Source organism: Streptomyces sp. S3(2020) (genome assembly GCF_013044505.1).
In the GTDB taxonomy this organism is placed as follows: domain Bacteria; phylum Actinomycetota; class Actinomycetes; order Streptomycetales; family Streptomycetaceae; genus Streptomyces.
Window position 1 is genome coordinate 1 of the sequence record NZ_JABERD010000014.1, and the last position, 21,037, is coordinate 21,037.

At 71.9% G+C, this 21,037-nt stretch carries 12 protein-coding genes; 4 read left to right on the forward strand and 8 right to left on the reverse strand.

The window, feature by feature from the left end; all coding sequences use genetic code 11:
- Positions 1-172 precede the first annotated feature (172 nt).
- Together HLK59_RS07250 and HLK59_RS07255 are read left to right on the forward strand one after the other, a co-directional pair.
- Positions 173-1,036: a hypothetical protein gene (locus tag HLK59_RS07250; RefSeq protein WP_171140425.1), complete on the forward strand. Its 864-nt coding sequence runs from the start codon at positions 173-175 to the stop codon at positions 1,034-1,036.
- Between the two features lie 104 nt (positions 1,037-1,140).
- Entirely contained in the window at positions 1,141-1,893 is a 753-nt protein-coding gene (locus tag HLK59_RS07255; RefSeq protein WP_171140426.1) for a hypothetical protein, read from the forward strand.
- A gap of 53 nt (positions 1,894-1,946) precedes the next feature.
- On the opposite strand, the gene HLK59_RS07260 is transcribed toward HLK59_RS07255, so the two are convergent.
- The 6 genes from HLK59_RS07260 to HLK59_RS07285 are packed head-to-tail and all read right to left on the reverse strand — an operon-like array spanning position 1,947 to position 15,966.
- Positions 1,947-7,856, reverse strand: coding sequence for a hypothetical protein (locus HLK59_RS07260; RefSeq protein WP_171140427.1), 5,910 nt, complete (start codon positions 7,854-7,856; stop codon positions 1,947-1,949).
- Between the two features lie 30 nt (positions 7,857-7,886).
- Positions 7,887-10,376 carry a hypothetical protein gene (locus HLK59_RS07265; RefSeq protein ID WP_171140428.1) on the reverse strand — a complete coding sequence of 830 codons (2,490 nt, stop codon included), beginning with the start codon at positions 10,374-10,376 and terminating at the stop codon, positions 7,887-7,889.
- Positions 10,373-13,273, reverse strand: coding sequence for a DUF6603 domain-containing protein (locus HLK59_RS07270; RefSeq protein ID WP_171140429.1), 2,901 nt, complete (start codon positions 13,271-13,273; stop codon positions 10,373-10,375). The genes HLK59_RS07265 and HLK59_RS07270 overlap by 4 nt, the downstream gene beginning before the upstream one ends.
- Before the next feature lie 12 nt (positions 13,274-13,285).
- Positions 13,286-14,356, reverse strand: coding sequence for a WD40 repeat domain-containing protein (locus HLK59_RS07275; RefSeq protein ID WP_171140430.1), 1,071 nt, complete (start codon positions 14,354-14,356; stop codon positions 13,286-13,288).
- Positions 14,357-14,395: 39 nt separating this feature from the next.
- Positions 14,396-14,743: a hypothetical protein gene (locus tag HLK59_RS07280; RefSeq protein WP_240982265.1), complete on the reverse strand. Its 348-nt coding sequence runs from the start codon at positions 14,741-14,743 to the stop codon at positions 14,396-14,398.
- The gene (locus HLK59_RS07285; protein WP_171140431.1) at positions 14,743-15,966 is read right to left on the reverse strand and encodes a hemopexin repeat-containing protein; all 1,224 of its coding nucleotides are present in this window, start codon (positions 15,964-15,966) and stop codon (positions 14,743-14,745) included. Before HLK59_RS07285 ends, HLK59_RS07280 begins: the two co-directional genes overlap by 1 nt.
- A gap of 197 nt (positions 15,967-16,163) precedes the next feature.
- Here HLK59_RS07285 and HLK59_RS07290 point away from each other — a divergent pair, with 197 nt between their 5' ends.
- On the forward strand, positions 16,164-17,357 hold the full coding sequence (locus tag HLK59_RS07290) for a DUF2235 domain-containing protein (protein ID WP_171140432.1): 1,194 nt from the start codon (positions 16,164-16,166) through the stop codon (positions 17,355-17,357).
- Between the two features lie 40 nt (positions 17,358-17,397).
- Positions 17,398-19,353 (forward strand): phospholipase D-like domain-containing protein, encoded by a 1,956-nt coding sequence (locus HLK59_RS07295; RefSeq protein WP_171140433.1) that lies wholly within the window; start codon positions 17,398-17,400, stop codon positions 19,351-19,353.
- 21 nt (positions 19,354-19,374) lie between these two features.
- Here the strand turns inward: HLK59_RS07295 and HLK59_RS07300 are convergent, their stop codons facing one another.
- On the reverse strand, positions 19,375-20,253 hold the full coding sequence (locus HLK59_RS07300; RefSeq protein ID WP_171140434.1) for a peptidoglycan-binding domain-containing protein: 879 nt from the start codon (positions 20,251-20,253) through the stop codon (positions 19,375-19,377).
- Complete coding sequence (locus HLK59_RS07305; protein ID WP_171140435.1) at positions 20,160-20,981, reverse strand: BTAD domain-containing putative transcriptional regulator; 822 nt, start codon at positions 20,979-20,981, stop codon at positions 20,160-20,162. Before HLK59_RS07305 ends, HLK59_RS07300 begins: the two co-directional genes overlap by 94 nt.
- Between the last annotated feature and the right edge of the window lie 56 nt (positions 20,982-21,037).

A 21,037-nucleotide genomic window follows, 5' to 3' on the forward strand; every position in this document is an offset into this window, starting at 1 on the left:
TACTCGTGCTGCATGGGCGTGGGTGGTCGTACCGTGGCACGCGGTTGTGTGATCGAGGTGCTGCTCGGTTGGCCGTGATTTGTCGTTTTTGTTTGCAGGCAGATGGCGGCAGGGGAGGTGCACAGGGGGCTCGTGGGCTCGGGGTTGTGTATAAGAGACAGTTGTCGGGCCGATGGTCTCGGCCCGTATCCGGCAACTGGCCGAGACCATCGGCCCGACAACGCTGGCCACGGCCCTGCTCGTCTACTTCGGCTACGTCGCCACCCGCGCGCGCTACCAGTACTTCGGCGTTCCCCTGGACATGACGGGTCTGTCCAATCAGGACTTGATGCTGCAAGGACTCGAAGTGGTGTACGTCCCGGCGGCCTTGATGTTCCTCGGTGTCCTGACGTGCGTCGGGATCCATGCCGTCGTGAAGTGGCTGCTCGCCCGCAACACGGGCAGCGACGCCTCCACCACGCATGCCCTGCTGGCGTACCTCATCATCCTCGTCGGCGTCCTTCTCATCGCCAGGGCGATCATCGGAATGTTCGTCCAGGACTCCGACACCAGTGTCGTCATCGGTGCCACCCCTCTGTCACTGGCGATCGGACCGGCGGCGGTGTCCTACGGCGTCTGGGTCTACACGCGGCAGCGCGGGCGGTTCCCGCTGTCGCGACGCCTGGCCCGCAACGGCGCGCTGTGCGCCGTGGGGCTGTTCATCGCCGGGCTCTTCTGGGCCTCCACCCAACTGGCCTGGGCGTACGGCACCGGTCGGGGCGAAGAGGACGCCGCCAGGCTGGAGTTGCGACCGGAAGTCGTCATCGACACCAAGGAGCCACTCGACGGCCTGCCCACCGGGGTCACGGAGACCCGGCTCGAAGGTTCCGAGAAGGAGGGAAGGACGTACCACCACCGCTACGCCGGTTTCCGGCTGTTGCTGTCATCCGGCGGGCGCCTGTTCCTCGTCACCCCGGACTGGGAGCTGGGCCGGGACCGCACGATCGTTCTCCCCTACGGCGATGACATCCGGGTACAGCTCATGCCCCAGCCCTGAGCCCGCCCTTTCCCGGTCGTTCCGGACCGCGGTCCCGCAGTGGCGCGGATATCCTGGAACAGCGAGCGTTCACGGCCGTCAGACCCACACGAGGGAGCGGGACGATGGACCTGTTGCCGGTCGAGATCAAGGTCAACATCGAGGGTGACGTGGCGAAGGCCCTGTCGCTCCTGGGCGCGGCGAACGGCGTGACGACCACACGCCGGATCTGGTTCGCCGAGGACCCGGCCGGCGCCGCCGAGGGCCGGGTGGCGCTGCTGGACGCCGGGGTGATCGTGCGGTTCAGGAGCGGTGGCGGTCCGGACGATCTGACCGTCAAGTTGCGTCCGTGCACCCGGGAGCAGTTGGTCGGCCGGTTCTCCGCCCCGTTCGAGGCGGAGCCGCTCACCTACAAGGTCGAGGAGGACTGGTCGGTGAACAGCCGTGTGCTGGCCGCCTCCCTGGTGCGCAGTCACCCGCCGGGGGCGCTGTCGGGTGCGGTGGCTCCCGGAGGCGATCCCGCCGCGCCGATCGATGCGGTGCAGGACCAGTTTCTGCACGCCTGCGCGCCCACCGTCCGGTTCGACGGGCTGGTCGCGCTGGGGCCGATCCTCGCGACCAAGGTCGACGACGTTCCGTTGGACGACCTGGAGGTGAACCTGGAGGCGTGGAGGGTCGCCGGTATGGAGTTCCTGGAGGCCTCGATCCGGGTGAAGCCCAAGGACGAGGACGACGCCGAGGAGTTCACCGGGCGGGCCGAGCGCAAGCAGCGAAAGCTGGCGGAGGCGGTGCGGGAGCGCGGGGTCGCGCTCTCCGAGCACCCCGAGAACAAGACCCGCCGCGTCCTCACGGCACTGGTGGCGGCCGGGCAGCTCTGAGACTGATCCAGCAAAACGGCCGCCGTCCTTGTGAAAGGGATGACGGAGTGTCGTCACGGCCACGGCTCCGTGGGCCGCACCGTGTCGAAGGCCAGCCCGCTGGAGCTCTCCCCGGTGCCGGGGGCCTTCTCACGGCGTACCCAGCTGTGCCAGGAGCCGTCGAACCAGCGGGCGAGCACCGGGCGCCGGGTGACGAAGACGCCGTCGCGCGGCACCTCTTCCTCGTGCATCCACAGTCCGGGGGTGATGAGCCGGCCCTCCGGGCGCGAGTCGAGGCCGGGGCCGGTGAGCCTGGCGAGTCGGAAGCGGATCTGGTCGGTGCCGACGGCTTCGGGGACGAGTGGGAACCAGTAGTCGGGCACGATGCTCTGCACGGCGTATGCGGGCAGTTCTCCGGCCGTGGCGGGTTCGGGGGGTGTGGCGCGCGCCCAGCGGTCGCGGCGGTCGACCTGTTCGCCCCGCCCGTCGGTGTAGTGGTGCTGAACGGCCCAGGCCAGGTTCGCCAGTTCGTCGCGGGCCAGTGCCACGTGTTCCAGCGGCTGTCCCGTCTGGCCGCGTTCGGTGGGTAGGACCAGCAGTCCGGAGGCGGCCGGGTGGTCGGGCTCCGGGCTGCTCAGGGTGAACATGGACCAGGCGGGGTCGTCCTGGCCCGCGCGGCGGACCAGATGGTGGCGGCCGAAGACGTCGCGTACGAGAAGTTGGTCCAGGACGGTCAGGGACGCGGTCGGCACCTCCAGCGGCACCAGGAACCAGTCGTTGCCGAAGACCGTGGCGAAGGAGATCAGCAGCAGGCGGCCCGTGTCCAGCGTGGAGACGTCCGTCGCCCCGAGGTCGACGCGCGCGTCCTCCATCTCCCAGAACCGGTCGGCCGGCAGTCCGCCGTAGCGGATCGTCGTGGGCAGGCCCTCCTCGGTGAACGTGCTGCGTTCGCCCTGTGGTGCCGCCTCGGCGTCGGGGTCGGGGTGCACGTCCAGGCTGTACCAGTCGAGGCCGTCGCCCTGGTACTCCTCGGCGCGCAGCACGGTTCCGCCGGTGGACAGTTCGGCGCCGTACTCGAAGCGGTGCGGGTCGAAGCAGTCCGGGCCGCGTTCGGCGAGCTGCGCGGCCCACCAGGTGCGCCACCGGGCGGCCACCTCGCCGAGCCGCGCGTCGGGTCCGCTGTCGAAGGTGCCCGCGTCCAGCGCTGCCGCGACCGACTCGGCGTCGGGCAGCCGGCCGTCGAGCAAGCCGATCAGGCCGCTGTCCGCGTCACCGGACCGCAGCCGGTGGGGGGCGAGTGCCGCGAGGGCGGCGGTGAGGAGTCCGGCGTCGTCGGACATCCGCAGCAGGGCGGCTCCGCCCTCGGCGCGCAGCCGTTCGTCGGCGTGTACGGGTTCGTCCTCGACGTGGCTGTCCAGGGGACCCTGGCTCGGGTCGTAGGGCACCCAGTCCGTGCTTCCGCCCGGCCGCCAGGCGTCGATGGGCGAGCTGCCGCCGGCCATGCGGACCACCGCGGGCGAACCGGCGTCCTGGGCGGCGAACTCGCCGAACTGCCACTGCCGGGTGAGCAGCCACAGCGGGTCGTGGACGCGGGCGGCCAGTCCGGTCTCGACGTCGGAGGTGCGGTGGCGGGGCTCCAGCATGAAGGGGCCCTCCGGGTCGGTGCCCGGCCGGCGGGTCTCGATCCTGGACAGGGCCTGGCCCGTCGCGCCGTGCGGGGAGATCCGGATGCCGGGGAGGAGGTCGTCCAGTTCCGGCAGGTCGTCGAGGTCGACGGCGCGCAGCTTGGCGAGTTCGAGGGTCTCGCGCACGACCTGTGCCAGGCCGTCGGAGGTCCAGCCGCGCTCCAGGTTCGGCGGCACCGCGATGAGCACGCTGTGCGGGGCCTTGGCGTCCGGGCGGTCGTAGTGGAAGGCGACACCGGTCAGTTCGGTCTGCGGCGCGGCCGCGTCGGGCGGGGGCGGCTGATCGGAGCCGGGCAGCAGTTCGATCCATTCGTCGAGTACGAGGCCGGTGACGGGAGCTCCGGGCGCGGTGTCGACGGGTGCGTGCCAGACCAGGTGGGTGGTGGCGGGTGGGCGCTGCCCGGCGGGGAAGGTGCCGCCGATCCAGGCGTCGGCGGTACTCGTCGGGTGCTGTGCGGCACGCAGTCGCTCGACCCGGTCGGTACCCGTCGCGGCCAGCAGCAGTGTCTCGTGCAGGGTGCGCACCACCGGTCGTACGGCCGCGTTGCTCCGCAGCCAGTCCTCCAGGGCGGCGCCGGGCACATCGGCGCGGCCGGCCGGGGGCGGGATCGGTGCGCTGAGGTCGGGCAGGAGCGGGAGCTCCGCGCCGAGCGTCTCGGCGAGTGCCGTGCGGGCCCGGGAGAGCCAGGCCTCGGCCGTCTCCGGGGTGACCTGTTCCGCTGCCAGCGCACGCAGCGCGGCCCCGGCCGGGTGGCCCTCGGCGAAGGCGGCGAGGCGCGTTCGCAGCCCGGTCGTGTCGACGGTTCGGCCGGCCGGGTCCTCGGGGAGGTGGGTGGGCAGCAGCGGCTGGGCGGTGGCCAGCAGTGAGCGGATACGGACCGCGCGGCCTCGCAGACCGCTCCAGCCGGGCCCGCTGAAGGTCACCGGGGTGTCCGGCGTGACGCCCTTCGTCGTCCGTACCGCCTGGCGCAGCCCGGCCGGTTCGGCGGAGGCGGCATCCAGGACGGTGCGCAGCGCGCCCGACCGCAGGGTGTCGACGGTGAGGGTGAAAGGCTCCTGGCCCACGGTGCCGTTCAGGGTCCAGCCTGCGGCCGGGCCCAGCAGATGGGCGACCCAGGCCTCCAGGGCGGGTTGCAGCGTGGCGAGCGGGTCGGCGGGCCAGCCGGCCGGGGTGAGTGCGGCGGGCAGCAGCGTGGCGATGCGGTGGGTCAGTGCGCGGGCCCGGTGCGGGGTGCGCAGGACACGGAAGGTGTCCGGTACGTCCTCGCCGCGGCCCAGGGTGTCGGCGGTCAGGCCCGCGCGGATCGGGTTGCCGCCCACCAACTGGTGCACGCTCTCGGCCAGTACCAGATCGCCGACCGCGTCCAGGGCGTCGGCGAGGTCCTCCAGCAGCGGTGTCAGTGCCGCCAGGTCGTCGTCGGGGACGCCGGCCAGAGCGGGAGCGCCTGCCCCGGCGCGTACGAGGGCCATGCCGTCGACGACATTGCGTGCCGAGATCGCCTCCGCGCTGCGTGCCCACAGGTCTGCCTCGGGCCGGCCCGCCTGCGGTTCGGGTACGACCGGCAGGGGGAAACGGCGTCGGAACCGTTCGACGAGGTGGTCCAGTCGGGCGTCGTGCAGGGCCCGTTCGAACCGGTACCCCAGCAGGGAGCCCAGGTTCTGACCCTGGCGTACGCCGCCGAGCAGCCAGCGGGCGATGCGGGCCCGGCGGGAGGTGAGGTTGACGGCGTAGGTCTGCTCGTCGGGGTCGCTGAGGAAGCCGGAGCGCAGTACGGCGGCCGTCGCCGCGTGCTGGAGCGAGGGCGCGTGGATGTAGCCGTCCTGGTCGGAGATCTCGACGGTGGTGTCCATGTCGTCGAGCACGATGTCGAGTTGTTCCCGCTGCACCGGCGGGCGCAGATCCTCCACCCAGCCGTAGCAGCCGAACCGGACGCCCTGCACTCCGGACGCCCGCAGCGCGGCCAGTCGTCGTGACGCGAGCGAGGTGATCCAGGCGTCCAGCCGGTGCGAGTGGACGTCGATGACCTCCAGCAGGAGTTCGGGCAGCCGGGTCACCTCGACGGTGGCCAGGGTCCGCAGGGCTCGTTCGAGTCGGGGCAGCTCTGTGGCGGCGCGGGTGGCGGTGGCGATCCGTTCGGCGCGCTCCTGCTCGTTGAGCCCTTCCAGTACGTCGGCCACCAGTTGGTCCACGTCGCCGGTGACGGCCAGCGCCTGGCGCAGCGGGTCGTCCGTGGCCTCGTCGTCGCCTTGGAAGAAGGCCCAGTTGGGGAGGAACAGCAGGGCGTCGAGGAACCCGCCGGCGTCCGGTTCGGGTGCCGGTTCCCCGTTGTCCTGGGGCTCCTCGCCGTCCTGGGGCTCCTCTTCGCCCTCCTCGGTGGGCGCGGGCTCCTCCTGGCCTCCGGGAAGGTCGAAGAAGGTGCTGCGCCGAGGCGGTGTCTCCCGGCCCGTCGACAGCTCCACCGGCCACGCCTGGTCGTAGGCCTCGGCGTTCAGCTCGCCCGCCAGGAAGGCGCGTACCGCGCCCAGGTAGTCCGCGGTGGCCGCGGCCCGGGCAGGGAAGGCCTCAGGGTCGGGGGTGAGCCGGGCGACGAACTCCGGGACGCCGGTCTTCTCGTCCAGGCCCCCGCCGAAGGAGGTGAAGCCGTCGCCCCGCGTGGTCCAGCGCAGCGTTCCATGGGGCTCCAGACCGGGCAGGCCCAGCCGTGCGGGCGGCTCCGTACGGTCGGTCATCCCCACGGCCCTCGCCGGGCTGTCCATGCGCCACATGGACAGCCCCGTCGCCACGGGCAGCCGCTGCAACGCGTTCACCGCGACCTCGTCGACCGGCATGCCCGGCTGGACTCTGGGAATGGGGTCGATGGCGTTCTCGCCCTTCACCGCGGCCCGCCAGCGTTCCCTGAGCCGCTCCAGCCAGGGTGCGATCAACGCGTCCACGTCACCGACGCGTTCGGCACGCCAGTCGTCCAGCGCGGTGGCGGGCAGGACTCCGTAGGGCTGGCGCCCGACCCGCAGCATCGCCAGCGGCCCGCGACCGCGCACATGCTCGGCGAGGTGTTCGCGGACCGCGCGCCACGGCCGGCCGGGGGCCACCCCGGTGACCTGCCGGGTGCCCAGGTCGAGGGTGCTCAGGGCGGCCTCGGCGAAGCCTTTGCCGAGCGTCGGCCAGGTGAGCAGGGTCAGCGCGGCGACGGCCGAGGGTTCGGTGTCGGCGGCGCCGGAACAGCCGCGCAGGAAGCCGGCGTCGGGCAGACCGAGGTGTGCCGCCAGGGCGTCGGCGACGGGCCGCTGTCCTGCTTCCGGGTCGGGGTCGGGGCCGGGGTAGGCGGGCGCCGAGGACCAGCCGGAGCGGGTGCGCGGGGTGTTGTTGGTGGCGGTGCCGGACGGCAGCAGGCCCAGACCGCCGCCGAACCGGTGGCCGTGCAGGAGGTCGCGCAGCCGCAGCGCGCCGTCCGCCGCCGAGTCGTCGCGCACTCCGACGACCAGCAGTTCGGACAGGTGCTCGGTGTTCTCGGGCGGGAAGATCAGTTCGATGCCCATCCCGGCCTTGACCGCCTCGAACCAGTCGGTCTCCCAGCCCTCCTCCTCGGCGCGCAGCAGGCCGATCGGCAGCGGGTCGGGGACCGGGCGGCCGAGCTTGTCCACCACGACCTGGCCGTCGAGCAGGCCCAGGAAGCGCCAGCGTTTCGGCATCGCGACCGTCTGCGGCCGGTGCCCGCCGGGGTCGTCGGTGCGGATCGTCGGCGGGGGTGCGCCGGGGCGGGCGGCGCGGACCGCCCAGGACGCGCGGGCCGGGCGCAGTTCGGTGAGGACCTGCTGCCAGGCCTGCGGGCCAGGGTTCCGCCAGTACGCGGCGGCGGCCGCCGCTTCGGCGGGTGTCAGTCGCGGGTCGAAGGCCGTGAGGAGGATGTCGTCCGGGTAGATCCGCACCCGCAGGGTGCGCGGCTCCCACCAGATGGTCTCCACCCGCACGGGCAGCAGGGCGATCGGGGCGGTGTTGTCGTCGGGGAACAGGGGCGGGCTCTGGCCCAGGGCGCGGGTGAGTTCCTCCTCGGCGCCGGCCGCCAGGGCGTTGAGCTCCTCGGCTCTGCGCCGGAGTTCCAGCAGGGCCGCCTCCGCCTCGGTGAGCAGTTCGGGGCTGGGGCGCTGGCCTTGGATGTGGAGGGGGTCCGGCAGGCCGGCCCTGATGTGGTCCTGGAGGCGCCGCACCACGGCCTGCTGCTCGTCCGCGAGGGCCTGCGCGGTGTCCGCCTCGGTGCGGGCCCGGTCCACCTGTGCGCGAGCGGCGAACACGTCGTTCATGGCGGGGGTGCTCCTGTCCTCGGTGCGGGCTCAGCCGCCCAGCAACGTGGTGGCCCTGAAGGCCAGTTGGAACGGCCGTTGGAAGGCGATACGGGCCATGTCGGCCGCGTCCTGACCCCACACCGCGAGATCGGGCGCCGGGACGGGGCTGGCGGGGGCGCGGGACAGAGTGGCGAAGCCGCCGCCCGCCACGTGGACACCGTCCCAGGTGAGGTCGGCCCAGGACGCCATCTGCGCGGGCTGGCCGCCGGTGTCGAAGCCGAACTGGGTACCGCGCATCGGTTCGCGGAACACGAAGAAGAAGTCCTCGGCGCGGGCCCGTGCCGCGTCGAGACCGGAGAACAGGTAGAGCACGGTGGACTCGTCCAGTGCGAGCGGGGTGGCCGGCACTCCGTCGAACGCCTCGGGCAGCCTGCCCGCCACGCCGCGTACCGCGAGCAGGGCGGTGCCGGGGAAGCGGCGCAGCAACTCCCCTCGCACCAGCAGCACCAGGTTGCCCGCGCCTCCGGTGCGCAGTTGGCTGCCCAGCGGGGCCTCGCGCGGCCACAGGGCGATCTCCTCGACATCGGTGCCGTCGCTCGGCCAGAACCGGGCGAAGGGGGTGCCGCGCTGGTCGGTGGGGAACTCCCGCCACAGCAGCTCCCGGTTGAACTCGTGGTTCAGGCCGACCAGAAGTGCGGCGATGAACTCGGGGTTGGTCTCCAGCAGGGTCACCGAGTCCGGGGGCAGCGCGCTGATGCCGGGCAGCGCCCACTCGGGCCAGCGGGCCAGGAGCTCTTCGGCGATCGGCACGGTGAACCTGGGGTGGGCCATGATCGGCCGCAGCGGGCGGGCGTCGTCCGGTGTGCGGTCCGCCCAGAAGTCGCCGGGGACGCGGTCGGTCATCCGCAGTATCTGGAGTCGCGTGGGGCTGATCCGGTCACGCAGCTCACCCGACAGCCCCGCCACGTCCACGTCCATGGCCTGGAGACCCCGCAGCAGGACCGGGTCGGGCCGCTGGTCGTCGGGGACCTCGCCGTCGACGCCGCGCCGGGCGCGCCGGGCCAGCGCCCCGCCCGAGCGGATCAGCCGGGCGAACGAGGTACCGGCCGCTCCCGTGGGCATCTTGTCGGTCGCGGCCAGCATGGCGGACAGGGTCCTCGCCTCCGGTGGGGCGGCGGCCAGCGGCAGGCGTCCGCCCACGGGTGCCATGACGGTGACCAGATCGGCCACCCCGAGCGCGTCGAGGTGCTTGTGCTGGGCCCGTTCGGCCGCGGCGGCGGCCAGTTCCCCGGCCGCCAGAAGGCGGTTGGCCTGCCGGATCTCACCGACCTGCTCCCAGGCGCGGGCCATCAGGAACTCCTGCTCCAGCTGCACGTACCGGGTGCCGAGCGCGGCGGCCACCCGCCGACGGACCTCCAGGTTGAGCGTGCTCAGCCAGCTCTCCGGTTCGGCGGGCACGGTCTGTTCCCCGGTGTGGTGGCTGCCGTACAGGGGCGGGCCCACGGCGACGATGTCCTGGTCGTCGACGGCTTCCTCGCGCTGGCGGGCCGGTGCGTCCACGCGTTCTCGCAGCAGGCCCCGGAAGCGCTCCTGGGCGGTGGCATCGCTCCAGGTCTCGGGCGCCGCGGTGCCGGGTGCCCGCAGCGCGCCGTCCATGGGCAGGGTGGCCGGGCCGGGGGATTCCTCGGCGGGCCATGGCTTGGCGACATCGATGGTCCGGGTGCCGAGTCCGGCCTCGGCGGCGGGCCGGAACCGCAGTCGGCGGGCCAGATCCTCGAAGGTGCCCGCCTTTCCGGTGCGGAAGGTCCACCAGTGGTAGACGGGCAGGTCGACGGTGTCCCGGCCGGGAACCGGCCAGGCGTCCGCCGTGGCCGCTCCCCCGGGTGTCACTCTCAGGCCCGCGTCCCGTCCCGCGGCGGTGGCGGGCACCACGGCGGCGATCCAGCCACGGTCCGGGAGGAGGCGCCGCGGACACATCAGCCGGGCGACGACATCGGCCGAGTGGTTGCGCGCCCCCTGCTCGACGAGGCGCTTCGCGCCGGGGCCGTCGGTGACGGTGTCGGGCAGGCGTGCCTCCACATGCGCCCATGCCCACCGCTCGGCCAGTGGGGGCAGCGCGGCGACCGGGGCGGTGAGCACCGGCAGCGGGCGGGCCTCGCGCGGTGCGGCGGCTTCGTCCTCGGCCAGCACGATCAGCACGAGCCAGGGTTGCGGGGTGGGCTGCCCGTTCCCGGCGAGGGCGGTTCCCGGGGACAGCAGCCAGGGCAGGTCGGCGTGCGCCAGTTCGACGGTGGCCAGCACGTTCTCCGCCGCGTCGGGTGTGCCGGGCGGTGGTTCCTCCCGCAGGACCATGCTGCGGTCGAAGCCGAGCACCTCTCCGGGGCCGACCAGCGACAGCGTCGGTCCCGTCACCGGTGGCGGCTCCTCGCGGCGGCCCTCGATGTCACGGTGGAACCGCACCGACGTGGGCAGCACCTGTCCCGTGGCCGAGGCGCCGGCGCCGACCCGTGCCGAGGAGAAGAACCAGCGCGTGCTCACGACCGCAGCTCCCAGCTCTCGACGAGCCGCAACGCGTCCTGCGGTGCGGCGAGTTGTCCGCGTACGGCGTCCCAGGCGTCCGTCGTGGCGTTGACCAGGGTGACGTCGTCGAGCAGCGGTGTGAGGGTCTCGGCGGCGGCGACGCTCAGCGTGGGCGGGCGTACCTTGACGGCTGCTTCGGGGGTGCGCCACCTCTCCAGCCGTTCGGCGGCGCTGACCGCGAAGACGGCCTCGCGCCGGAAGAACCCCGACCATGTCGTGAACTGCCGTTCGGGCAGGGGCGGTTCGTATGCCGTCTCGTAGGTGTCGTCGACCCGGTGGCCGTCACCGACCCGGACGCCGTCGGTTCGGGCCCGCAGGCCGCCCGCGTGGCTGACGAACGCGGGCTCGGTGAGCTGCTGGTCCTCGGTGAGGTCGAAGAACTCGCCGGGGACGAACCGCTCGGGCAGCGAGGCGAGTTGGTCGGCGGGTTGGGGGGTGCCGAGGGTGACCTCTTTGACCGTCCAGGTCTGTTCCGGTACCGGCCGCCGCTCGAACCGGGAGATCGGCACGCCCAGCGGAACCACGCGCTGGGTCAGGCGCAGGGTGGCGTCGGGGTGTACCAGACTCCCCTGGTTCAGCTTCTCGTCGGCGTCGGGGGTGAACAGCAGCGCGGTGCGTTCGGCGGCCGGCCGCTCCGCCGACCAGGCTGTCGCCTTCGCCAGTTCGGGGGTGAGGGCGTCGAGCGGACTGCGTCCGGGCGCCTGCCGGATCGCCTGCGCCGATCCCCAGCGGACGTCGAAGTCCAGCTCGACGTCCCAGAACAGCACCGAGATGCTGCCGGTGCCGAAAGCGTGCCAGGGGGCCGGGCCCTCCAGGGTGAAGTCCAGCCCGATGCCCGCCAGTCGGCGCCCGAACGCGCGCACCGCCACCCCGGCCCGTACATGGACGGAGAACGCGAACACCGGGTCGAAGACGAACAGCGCGTCCAGACCGAGGAAGCCCTGCACCCCGCAGCCCGCGATCGACGCGTCCAGCTGTACCTGGCCGCCGAACATCACCGCGTTGGAGGTGACGGCGAAGTACGCCTCCATCCGCAGTCCGAAGCCGTTGCCCGGGGCCAGGTCGACCTGGAGTCGGCGCAGCGCGGGCACCCCGGCGGGGCGGGTGTAGCGGGGGTGGAAGCCGCCGGCCGACAGGACGAACTGCGGCTGCTCGCCGCCGCGTACGAGGAGGTACATCTCCCCGCGCACCGCGAGTCCGACGATCCACGAGCCGGACAGCGACACCAGCAGTTCGACGAGGGGGACGGCCGGTTCGATCCGGCCGAGCACGCCGGCCTGGAGGCGGATGAGCGGCACCACCGGGTCGGGCAGCCCGACCAGCAGCCGTCCCACCAGTACGGCACGGGCCGGGGCGGGCAGCTCCAGGATGAGCGCGCCGGACAGGGAGACCATGCGGCCGCCCCAGGTGATGCGGATCATCGGCCCGACCAGTACCCGCCCGGGGGCTGTCGGGAACGCCGAGCCCAGCGATCCGATGATCTCCTGGGCGCGCTCGACGGCCCGGTCCGGGAACAGCACATGGTCGGCGTTGCCGTCACAGACCAGTTGCTGGAGCGCGGTGATGTCGACGCGTCGGTTGATGCCGACGAGCCCGCCGACCGCGTCCAGCGCGAAGCCCAGGCCGAGTTGGATGCCGGGGGCCGGGAACTGGGCGGCGAGCAGCACCAGGAAGCTGGTCGGGGTGCCGCGCTCGTCGGGTGGCCGGAACAGGGCGACGGCCTGGAGCCGCAGCACGCCCAGGTCGATCGCGATCAGGCCCCTGTACTCGTCGTCGACGCGCCGGACCAGTCCGCCGCCGGAGATGGGCGGCACCTTGAGCTCGGTGCCGATGCCGTCCGGGAACAGGTCGCGCAGCCCCTTCGGGTCCAGGCCCGGCCGGGTGTCCGGCGACGACAGCGCGATCGGCAGGTCGATACCGGCGCCCTCCAGATGGACGCGCAGCGGCAGACCGGGCAGTCCGGCGCTGGCCGACAGGGACAGGGCCAGGCGTGGCCCGCTCTCGTCTGAGGTCAGCTCCAGGGCGGCGCCCCGGCTGGACACGAGCGGGGAGTTCAGCCGCATGGGAAGGGGGACGCGCAGGCCTCCGGTGCCGGCGAAACGCAGCCCCTCGGCCCGGTCGGCCCGCAGGGTGATGGGCGGGGGCGGGCCCGCCATGGGGCTGGCCCCGCCGATGCCGAGCAACCTGGCCAGGGCGGCCGGCAGGATGGCCGCGTTGAAGCCCTGCAACTCCAGCTCCGCGGCGGCGGGCGTGCCGGGGCTCGCGGTCACGGTCAGTGCGATGCCCTCCACGCTGACCCCCGGCCCGTCCACCATTCCGGCGGCGAGTGGGCCGGTGCGCCGCAGCCGGATCGTCGCGGTGCCGCCGGGCGGTGCGGAGGGCAGACCGGGGCCGAAGGCGGCGTCCCAGCCCTGCGGGGCGGCGATGGTCGCCTCCGCGCTCCAGGGTGCCCGGCCGGCCGCTGGCGCGTTCAGGGCCGTCCCCGGGGTGACCACCACGTCGAACACGGGCCCGTCCGGGGTGACTCCGAGGACCGCGCGCCCGGCCGCAGGACCGGCCGGATCGGTCAGCACCAGTGCCACGCCGAGGGGGGCGCCCGGTGCCCGGCGCCAGCCGTGCAGGCGTACGGGGGACGCGGAGTCCAGATCGCCGAGCATCTCGCGTACGAGTTCCACCAGCGAGTTACCCGCGGGCAGCCGGTCGTGTACGGCGAGCAGCCGGCCGGCGAGGACGGTGCCGGCGGCGGACGGGTCCTCTCCGAGTTCGGGCAGCGAACGGACCAGCCGGTCCACGGCGTCCCGGGCGAGCGCGCGCAGTTGGCCGGTCACCTGGTCGAGGAGCTCGCGAGGATCCATGGCGGCTCACCTCTACTTCGTCTGGTTCGCTTCGCCGTTGTCGATGACCAGCGCGTTGTTCATGGTGCCCAGGCCCAGCCAGCGGCCGTTCGGGCTGAACCGCATGGCCAGCACCTCGTCGGTGGTGACGGCGTACAGCTCCTTGCCCTCGATGTTGAACAGGCGTACGACGTTGTCGATCGAGGCGCTGGCCGCCAGCTTTCCGTTGGGGCTGAACGCCACATGGGTGACGGCTCCGAACCCGGGGTCCGGGGCGCCGGGAGTCAGCTTGGGTGCCCGGCCCCTCTCGACCCCGGTCTCCGCGTCCAGGACCCGGGCGAACCCGTCGGCCCCGCCGACCACGGTCCACTTGCCCTTCGGGTCGTACGCCAGGCAGTTGGGGGCCGTGATCTGGTCGTCGATGTCCTCCGGGGTCGGCCACACCTGTACTCCGTCCTGCGCCTGGAACATCCGGGTGGTGTCGTCGGCGGCGCAGCACAGCACCAGCGTGCCGTCCGGACTGAACGCGACGGCGAACACGGCGTTGGCGGGGGTCAGTCGGCTGACCTGAGCGCCGGTGGCCAGCTCCATCACCCGTGCGGACCCGGCCTGATGGTGGTCGCCGCCGTGCCGTTCGTCCACGGCCAGTGCGACCCGGGTGCCGTCGCGGCTCAGGTCGACACCGGCGATCAGCGGGCGTTCGACGGTGATCCGCCGGGTGACCGTCCCGGTGGCCTGGTCGAGTACGGCGACCAGGGTGTCGGTGGCGGCGATCAGTTGCCCGTTCGGGCCGAACTGCACGGTGTTCACCGAGTTGCCCGGGTCGAGCGGCCCTTCCCAGACGGCCGAGCCGGTCGAGCTGTCCCGCAGCAGGACCTTCTCGAAGTCGGCCACGGCGAGCTTGCCGCCGTCGGGGCTGAAGTCGATGCCGGTGACGGATCCGTCGACGGGCACGTCCAGCGCGGCGCCGATACCGACCGTGCGCACCCGCAGCAGCGTGTCGCTGCCGCCGCTGGCGAAGCGGGTGCTGTCCGGGCTGAAGGCGAGCGCCTGGACCGATCCCTCGTGCGCGACCGGGAGCGCCACGGTACCCGGCTCACTCATTGCGGCACCTCCTTGTGCCTGACCGATCCGGCGGGCCGGCTAGCCGATCCCCTGTGAGACGTCGAACGTCGCGCTGCCGCCGCGGACCGTCACCGTCGCGGTCGACGGGACAAGCCCGTCCGGATTGTCGAAGCGGTACAGCGCGTACGCGTTGGCGCCGGTGAGCTGGATGGCCGGGAGCGGGCCCGGCGCGGGACCCTCGACGATGCTCAGGGACTGTCCGTCGGCGACGAGTTCGACGGCGACGTCGGTGTCCTGGAGGTCGAAGGGCTCCTCCACCGCGATGGCCACATTGACGCGCACCGACCCGTCGGAGGCCTCGGCGACAGAGGGGTACACCCAGAAGTCACCGGCGAGTTGCGGGTTCTCCTCCCGCAGCGGACTCATCACGGCACCCTGCACTTCACGGTCCACTCACGGGTGGACAGGACGGTTCCGCCGTTGCACACATCGATCAGCTGCCCTCGGAAGTCGACATCGATCGAGTAGAAGGAGCCGGGCGGCCCGACGCCTCCCGGTGTGTCCCGGCCGATGTACTCGGCCCCTGAGCGCCGTTGCAGCAGATACATGTCGTTGCGGTTCCCGTTTCCGATGGAGGCGTGGCGATGGCCGTAGGCCAGGTCGACATGGAACGGGTTGGCCGTGTTCGACGCGGCCTGTCCGTCCTCGATGAAGTGGTCGTCGGTGGCGCCCGGGTCCGGCCGGGAGCGCATCAGGCGTGGCGTCGGTACGCCGTTCTCCTTGGTGATGAAGCGGACGGGCTGTCCGTTCACCTCCAGCTCGCCTCGGATGTACTGCCGGTACTCGCCGCAGGCCGGGATGGAGGGGTTCGCGTCGGTGAACACGGCGTGCATGTCGAATTCGCCGCCACAGCGCACATCAGGCTGTGTGCGTTTGCTACAACTCACCAGCCTAGCCGGAATATCGGCACTCGCCACATCGGCCTGCGGCCACTCGATCGCCTCGCCGATCGGGCCGGTGAATCCCGCCCGGACCAGTTCGGGCCACTTCCCCGGCTCGGTGATCGGCAGGGGGTAACCCGGGCGCACCTTCCCGTTCTTGATGTCGTAGTTCAGATACTGGCCGGCCTTGAAGAAGTACGCCGTTCCGTTGCCCCAGTTGACGGCCGCGTCCACGCCCGACGTGAAGGCGGCCGGGAAGTCGGGCCACCCTTCGGCGATGTCCCGCGGGTAGACGCCGTGATCGACGTGATCGTTCTCGATGTCGTAGCGGACGTACTTGGAGCCCTTGAAGAAGAACACCCGGCCGTCTCCCCAGTTGATCGCCGCGTCCATTCCGGCGGCGAACGACGCGGGCAGAGCGGGCCACTGGGAGGCGGTGTCGTGCGGGTAGAACGAGGCGCCGACCGTGTCGTCGGTCGCGTCCCAGCGGACGTATCGGGAGCCCTTGAAGAAGTACACGAAACCGTCGGGCCAGTTCACCACCGCGTCGAAGCCCTGGGCGAACTCGGCGGGCATCGCGGTCCACGCGTCGGCGACGGCGCGGGGGTAGAAGTCGTGGTTGACCGTCTCCGCGCCGCTCACCGGATCGATCTCGTAGCGGACGTACTTGCCGCCACGGAAGAAGAACACGGTCCGTACCTGAGCCACAGACGCTCCCTCCCCGGGCACGGGCCCACAGTTGACCGTGGGTGATCAATGCGACACATGCGGTCACCAGCGTAGAGGAAGAGTAGAGGAAGAGCGGTGCGGCGGGGAGCACCTCGCGTGGCGCCGTCTTCCGTGCGGTGCCAGCATGGTGGTGGTGTGTTCCGCACCGCTCCGCGCTCTCGCGAGGAGGGATGATCATGGCCAAGCGTCTGGTCGTGTGCTGTGACGGCACGTGGAACTTCGCCGACCAGCCGAGCAAGACCAATGTCGCGAAGGTCGCTCTGGCCCTGCGCCCGGGATCCGCCGGCGGTAAGGAACAACGCGTCTACTACCACAGTGGCGTTGGCACCCAGCGGCACGAGCGGCTGCGTGGCGGCGCGCTCGGCGTGGGCCTGTCCCGCAACGTCGTCGCCGCCTACCGGTTCCTCGTCGAGACGTACGAACCCGACGACGAGCTGTTCCTCTTCGGCTTCAGCCGGGGCGCTTTCACCGCCCGCAGCCTGGTCGGGCTGTTGCGCAACTGCGGTGTGCTGCGGCGGGATCACGTCGACCGGATCCCGGAGGCGTGGGCGCTGTACCGGGACCGGATCGAGCAACCGAACGGCGCGGCGGCCACGTTGTTCCGCCGCTCGTACGCGCGCGAGACGGAGATCCGGTTCATCGGGGTGTGGGACACGGTCGGTGCCCTCGGCATCCCGGTCCCGGGTACTGCCTGGCTGCGTCCGGCGGCGGACCGGTTCAACCGGCGCTGGGCGTTCCACAACACCGAGTTGAGCAGCTGGGTCAGGTCCGCCTTCCACGCTCTGGCCGTCGACGAGCAGCGTGCGGCGTTCCGGCCGACCCTGTGGCATCAGCAGCCCGGCGCGGACCGGGAGGGCCAGGAGCTCAAGCAGGTCTGGTTCGCCGGGGTGCACTGTGATGTCGGCGGCAGCTACAAGGACGCGGGCCTCTCCGACGTGGCCCTGTTGTGGATGGTCGATCAGGCCCGCAGGTACGGCCTCGAGTTCGACAGCGACGTGCTCGGCGAGGCCGGGCCGAAGGTGATGAAGCCGCTGGAGAGCATCGACTTCCGGGTACGGCCCGACGGTGCGGGACTGTTGCACGACTCCCGTACGGGCATGTACCGGCTGTCCAAGCCACTGCACCGGCCGCTGGGCGCGGCGGTGGACGACAAGGGCGCACCCGACGGGAACGAGTTCCTCGCGGTGCCCGCCAAGGAACGCTATGACCGGGACCCCGGCTACCGGCCGCGGGAGCTGGAGCGCTACCTCGGCGCTCAGGAGCGGGTGCGTCTGGAGCCGGTGCTGCTGCCGGGCCTCGCGGCGGGCCTGCCGCCGATCCCGCCGGGAGCGCCGGCCGACACCTCCCAGGGATCGCACCGGGCTCCGTGACATCACGATCCGGGCCGTCCGAGCGTGAAGGAGCCCCTCGATGCTCACCTCCGCACTCTTGGCCGGCGATCCCCTGCTGGAGGCCATCGCACAGGACCAGGACCGTATCTCCCGGTCCCGGCACCGTACCGATCCGGCTGTGCGGAAGGTGCAGATCGCTCTGCTGGACCAGGACCCGAACTGTCTGCCCCGGTTCGGGGCCGACGGCGACTACGGCGACGAGACGGCGGGTGCGGTGGCCCGGTTCAAGGCGGAGGTGCTCGGGGTTCCGCCGGCCGAGATCATCGATGACGTGGGCCCCTTGACGGTCCTGAAGCTGGACGAGATCCGTGCGGCCGTCGAACACCCGCCCGTCCCGCCCGTCCCGGGTGTCGCTCCTGAGGAGTGGCTGCTGACCGACGCCGAGATGGGCGGCTTCCGCTCCCCCGCCTTCACCCTGGACAACCTGGTCCTGTTCTTCGTCGACGGCGAGGCCTACTACAACACCCTGGCCGCTCGCCTGGACGGTCTGGCGGCCGGAGACCGGGTGCTGTTCGCGGGCTGGCGGTTCTCACCCGAGCAGAAGCTGCTTCCCGCGGTCGCGGGCGCACCGGGGTTCCTCGACCGGCTTCTCAAGCTGCACGCCGACGGCGTGGTGGTGCGTGCGCTGCTGTACGGCTCGCAGTTCTCCACGCTGCCGGTGCGCAGGCCGAGGGTTCCGACCCTTCCCTCCAAGGACAACTTCGACTTCCGCACCGCTCTGGTCGATGCCGGGGCGCAGGCCGTCCTCGACGCCCGGGTGGGTCACTTCGGGTCCCACCACCAGAAGTGTGCCGTGGTGCAGGGCGCCGCCGAGGGGCCCTGTGCGTTCGTCGGCGGCATCGACGTCTGTCTCGACCGCTGGGACAACGCCGCCCACGTCGATCCGCCCGTACGGCAGCGGGAGCCGGACTTCCTCGGGCAGAAGATCTCGCTGCCCGGCTGGCACGACGTGCAGTGCGCGGTGTTCGGGCCCGCCGTCGGCCAGATCTGGCAGGGCCTGGTCCAGCGCTGGAACGACCCCACACCGCCCAGCCGTCTCGATGCGACGCCCGCGCCGATCCCCGTGTCGGAGGCCCCCGGACCGCCGGCCACCTCGGGCACCCAGGCCGTGCAGGTGCTGCGCACGCTCACCTGCAAGAGCGTCTACTCGTTCCTGCCGGGCGGCGAGTTCACCGTCCTGGCCGGGTACCGCAAGGCCATCCGACGGGCGCGGCACTTCATCTACGTCGAGGACCAGTATCTGTGGCCCTCGCCCGTCGTCGACGACCTGCGCGACGCCGCTGCCCGGGGCGTCCAGGTCATCCTGGTCACCGCACGCGACTTCGACGCGCCGGGACTGAAAGACGTCCACAAGACACTGCGGGCCGAGGCCCTCCAGCGCATCGCCTCCGCCGCTCCCGCGAACGTCCACTGCTTCCATCTGGAGCAGGCGGCGACCAGCCTTCAGGTCTACGTCCACGCCAAACTGCTGATCGCCGACGACCAGTACGCCGCCGCGGGCAGCGCCAATCTGAACTTCCGCTCCCACACCACGGATTCGGAGCTCCAGCTCGGCGTCTTCGACACGGAGCTGATCGACAGCGCGATCGGGGGTGCGCCGCACCGGGCGGGAAGGTCCGTCCGTGAGCTGCGTACACAGATCTGGGGAGAGCACCTCAACGAGGATCCGTCGCTGCACGAGGACCCGCTGGTGGGGCTGGGGCGTATGCCTTCGGCCGGAGGGAAGACGGGCCATCTGGTCCACTTCCCCGTTCCCGCGCAGGTTCCCGCCGTGGACTGGCGTGAAACGGTGCGCGAACTGCTGCGTTCCGTCCAGGAGATGGAGAACTGGCAGCTCCTGGCACCCATCGTGCTCGGCCCGCTGTCCCTGCCCCTCACGCTGGTGCCGGGCATGGACCTGGGCAGCCTCGCCGACCTGATCCCCGACCCCGAGTCGTTCCTGCGGAGCCTGCTCAACCCTCACACCGTCTGCTGAGCACACAGTCTGCTGAGCCGGTCAGGCGCCCTGCACGGTGAATCCGAGGCCGGAGAGCTGTGCGGCGAGCGCGGACACCGTGTCGGGGTCGTTGAACGCCCCGTTCCCGGACAGGCCGTTGGCCGACTGGAACTCCCTGACCTTGCCCTGGGTGAGGGGGCCGTCCACACCGTCCTGGGCGAGCGGTCCGAAGCCCAGGGCGAGCAGCGCGCCTTGTACGCCGAACACGTCCGACACGTCCAGTGCGATCTGTTCGAGGGGCAGGCCCTGGTCGTCCACGGAGCGGGCCAGCAGGAAGTGGGCCCGGTCGAGCTTGTTGCGGATCCTGATCGTGCCCACGTCCGGGGTGAAGTGGGACTCATCGGCCGCGCCCACCCAGTTCCGGACTCCCACATGCCCCTGGAACTTGGGGAAGCGGAACATCGGGCCCATCGCCCAGCTCATGCTCAGCGCGCCGAGTTGGGCGTTGGCGGGCCAGGCGGCGAAGTCGTGGAAACCGTCGCGGGAGACGAGTACCGACTCCATCTCGTCGAGCTTCTCGAAGACATGGCGGTCGATTTCGGCGTCGTCGACGTGCAGGCGGGTGAACTGCTGGAACTTCCCGTGCAGCCCCTGTGGCGCCAGCTCCAGATGCGATTTCACCGCGTCCCAGTCCAGCGCGACCTCCTCGGGCGTGGCCTGCGTGTCCACGTCGTTGACGAGCCAGCGCAGCCTGTTGGCGGCGGCCAGGGAGGCGGCCCGTTCCGCCGCTGTCGGGGCGGAGTTGTCCCGGGCCGTCTCGTCGATCTTGTTGCCTATTCCGGTGCTCACGTACCCCTTGACGTCCAGGTACATGAAGCGGACGCGTCCTTCCAGGGGGTCGTTGAAGGTGATCCAGTAGTCGCGGACGCTCTGGTGCATGATGCTGCCGCCTTCCTGCCGCTGTCTCGTGGACGCTCGGGAAGCATCCTGGTGAACCGAGGCGAGGGCGTTACGCCGAGTTCCTCGTCCAGCAGTCGGCAGAACGCCTCGTAGTGACGTAGCGCCTCGGCGACATTGCCTTCCGCGAGATGGGCCGACACCACCGCCCGGTGCGCGCTCTCGCGCAGTGGCTCCGCGCGCACGCTCGCCCAGGCCGCCTCCACCGCGAGTGCCGGTCTGCCCTGCCGTATCAGTGCCTCGGCGAGCGCGTCGAGTGCGTGCAGCCGCAGTTGCCGCAGCCGTTCCCGTTCCAGCAGCACCCAGTCCTCGTCCCAGCCCGGCAGCAGGTCCTCGCCGGTCAGGAGGTCCAGCGACGGCCCTGTCTGCGGGCCGTCGCCCTGTACGACGCGCAGGGCCGTCCGTATGAAGGCGTGGACGTCGACCCGTAGCGCGGGGGCGACCTGAAGGGCGTCCCCCGTGCAACCGATCAGGGGCGGCTCGCCCGGCGGCAGCTTCCACAGGGTGGTGCGCAGGCTGCCCCGCGCGTGTCCTTCGGTGACCTCGGGCCACAGGGTGCCGGCCAGGACCGTGCGGGACGCGTGCCCGCGCAGTCCCAGGTAGGCGAGGAGCCGCTGGCCGTTGCGTCCCAGCTCGACGGTCCCGGTGTCCCGTTCCAGCCGGAACTGGCCGAGCAGTCGTAGCCGGGGAGGAGCAGACACCACGTTCATCGCCTTCTCCCACGGACGAGTCAGTACCATTTTCGGTCCCGCTCCCACACCGTGCA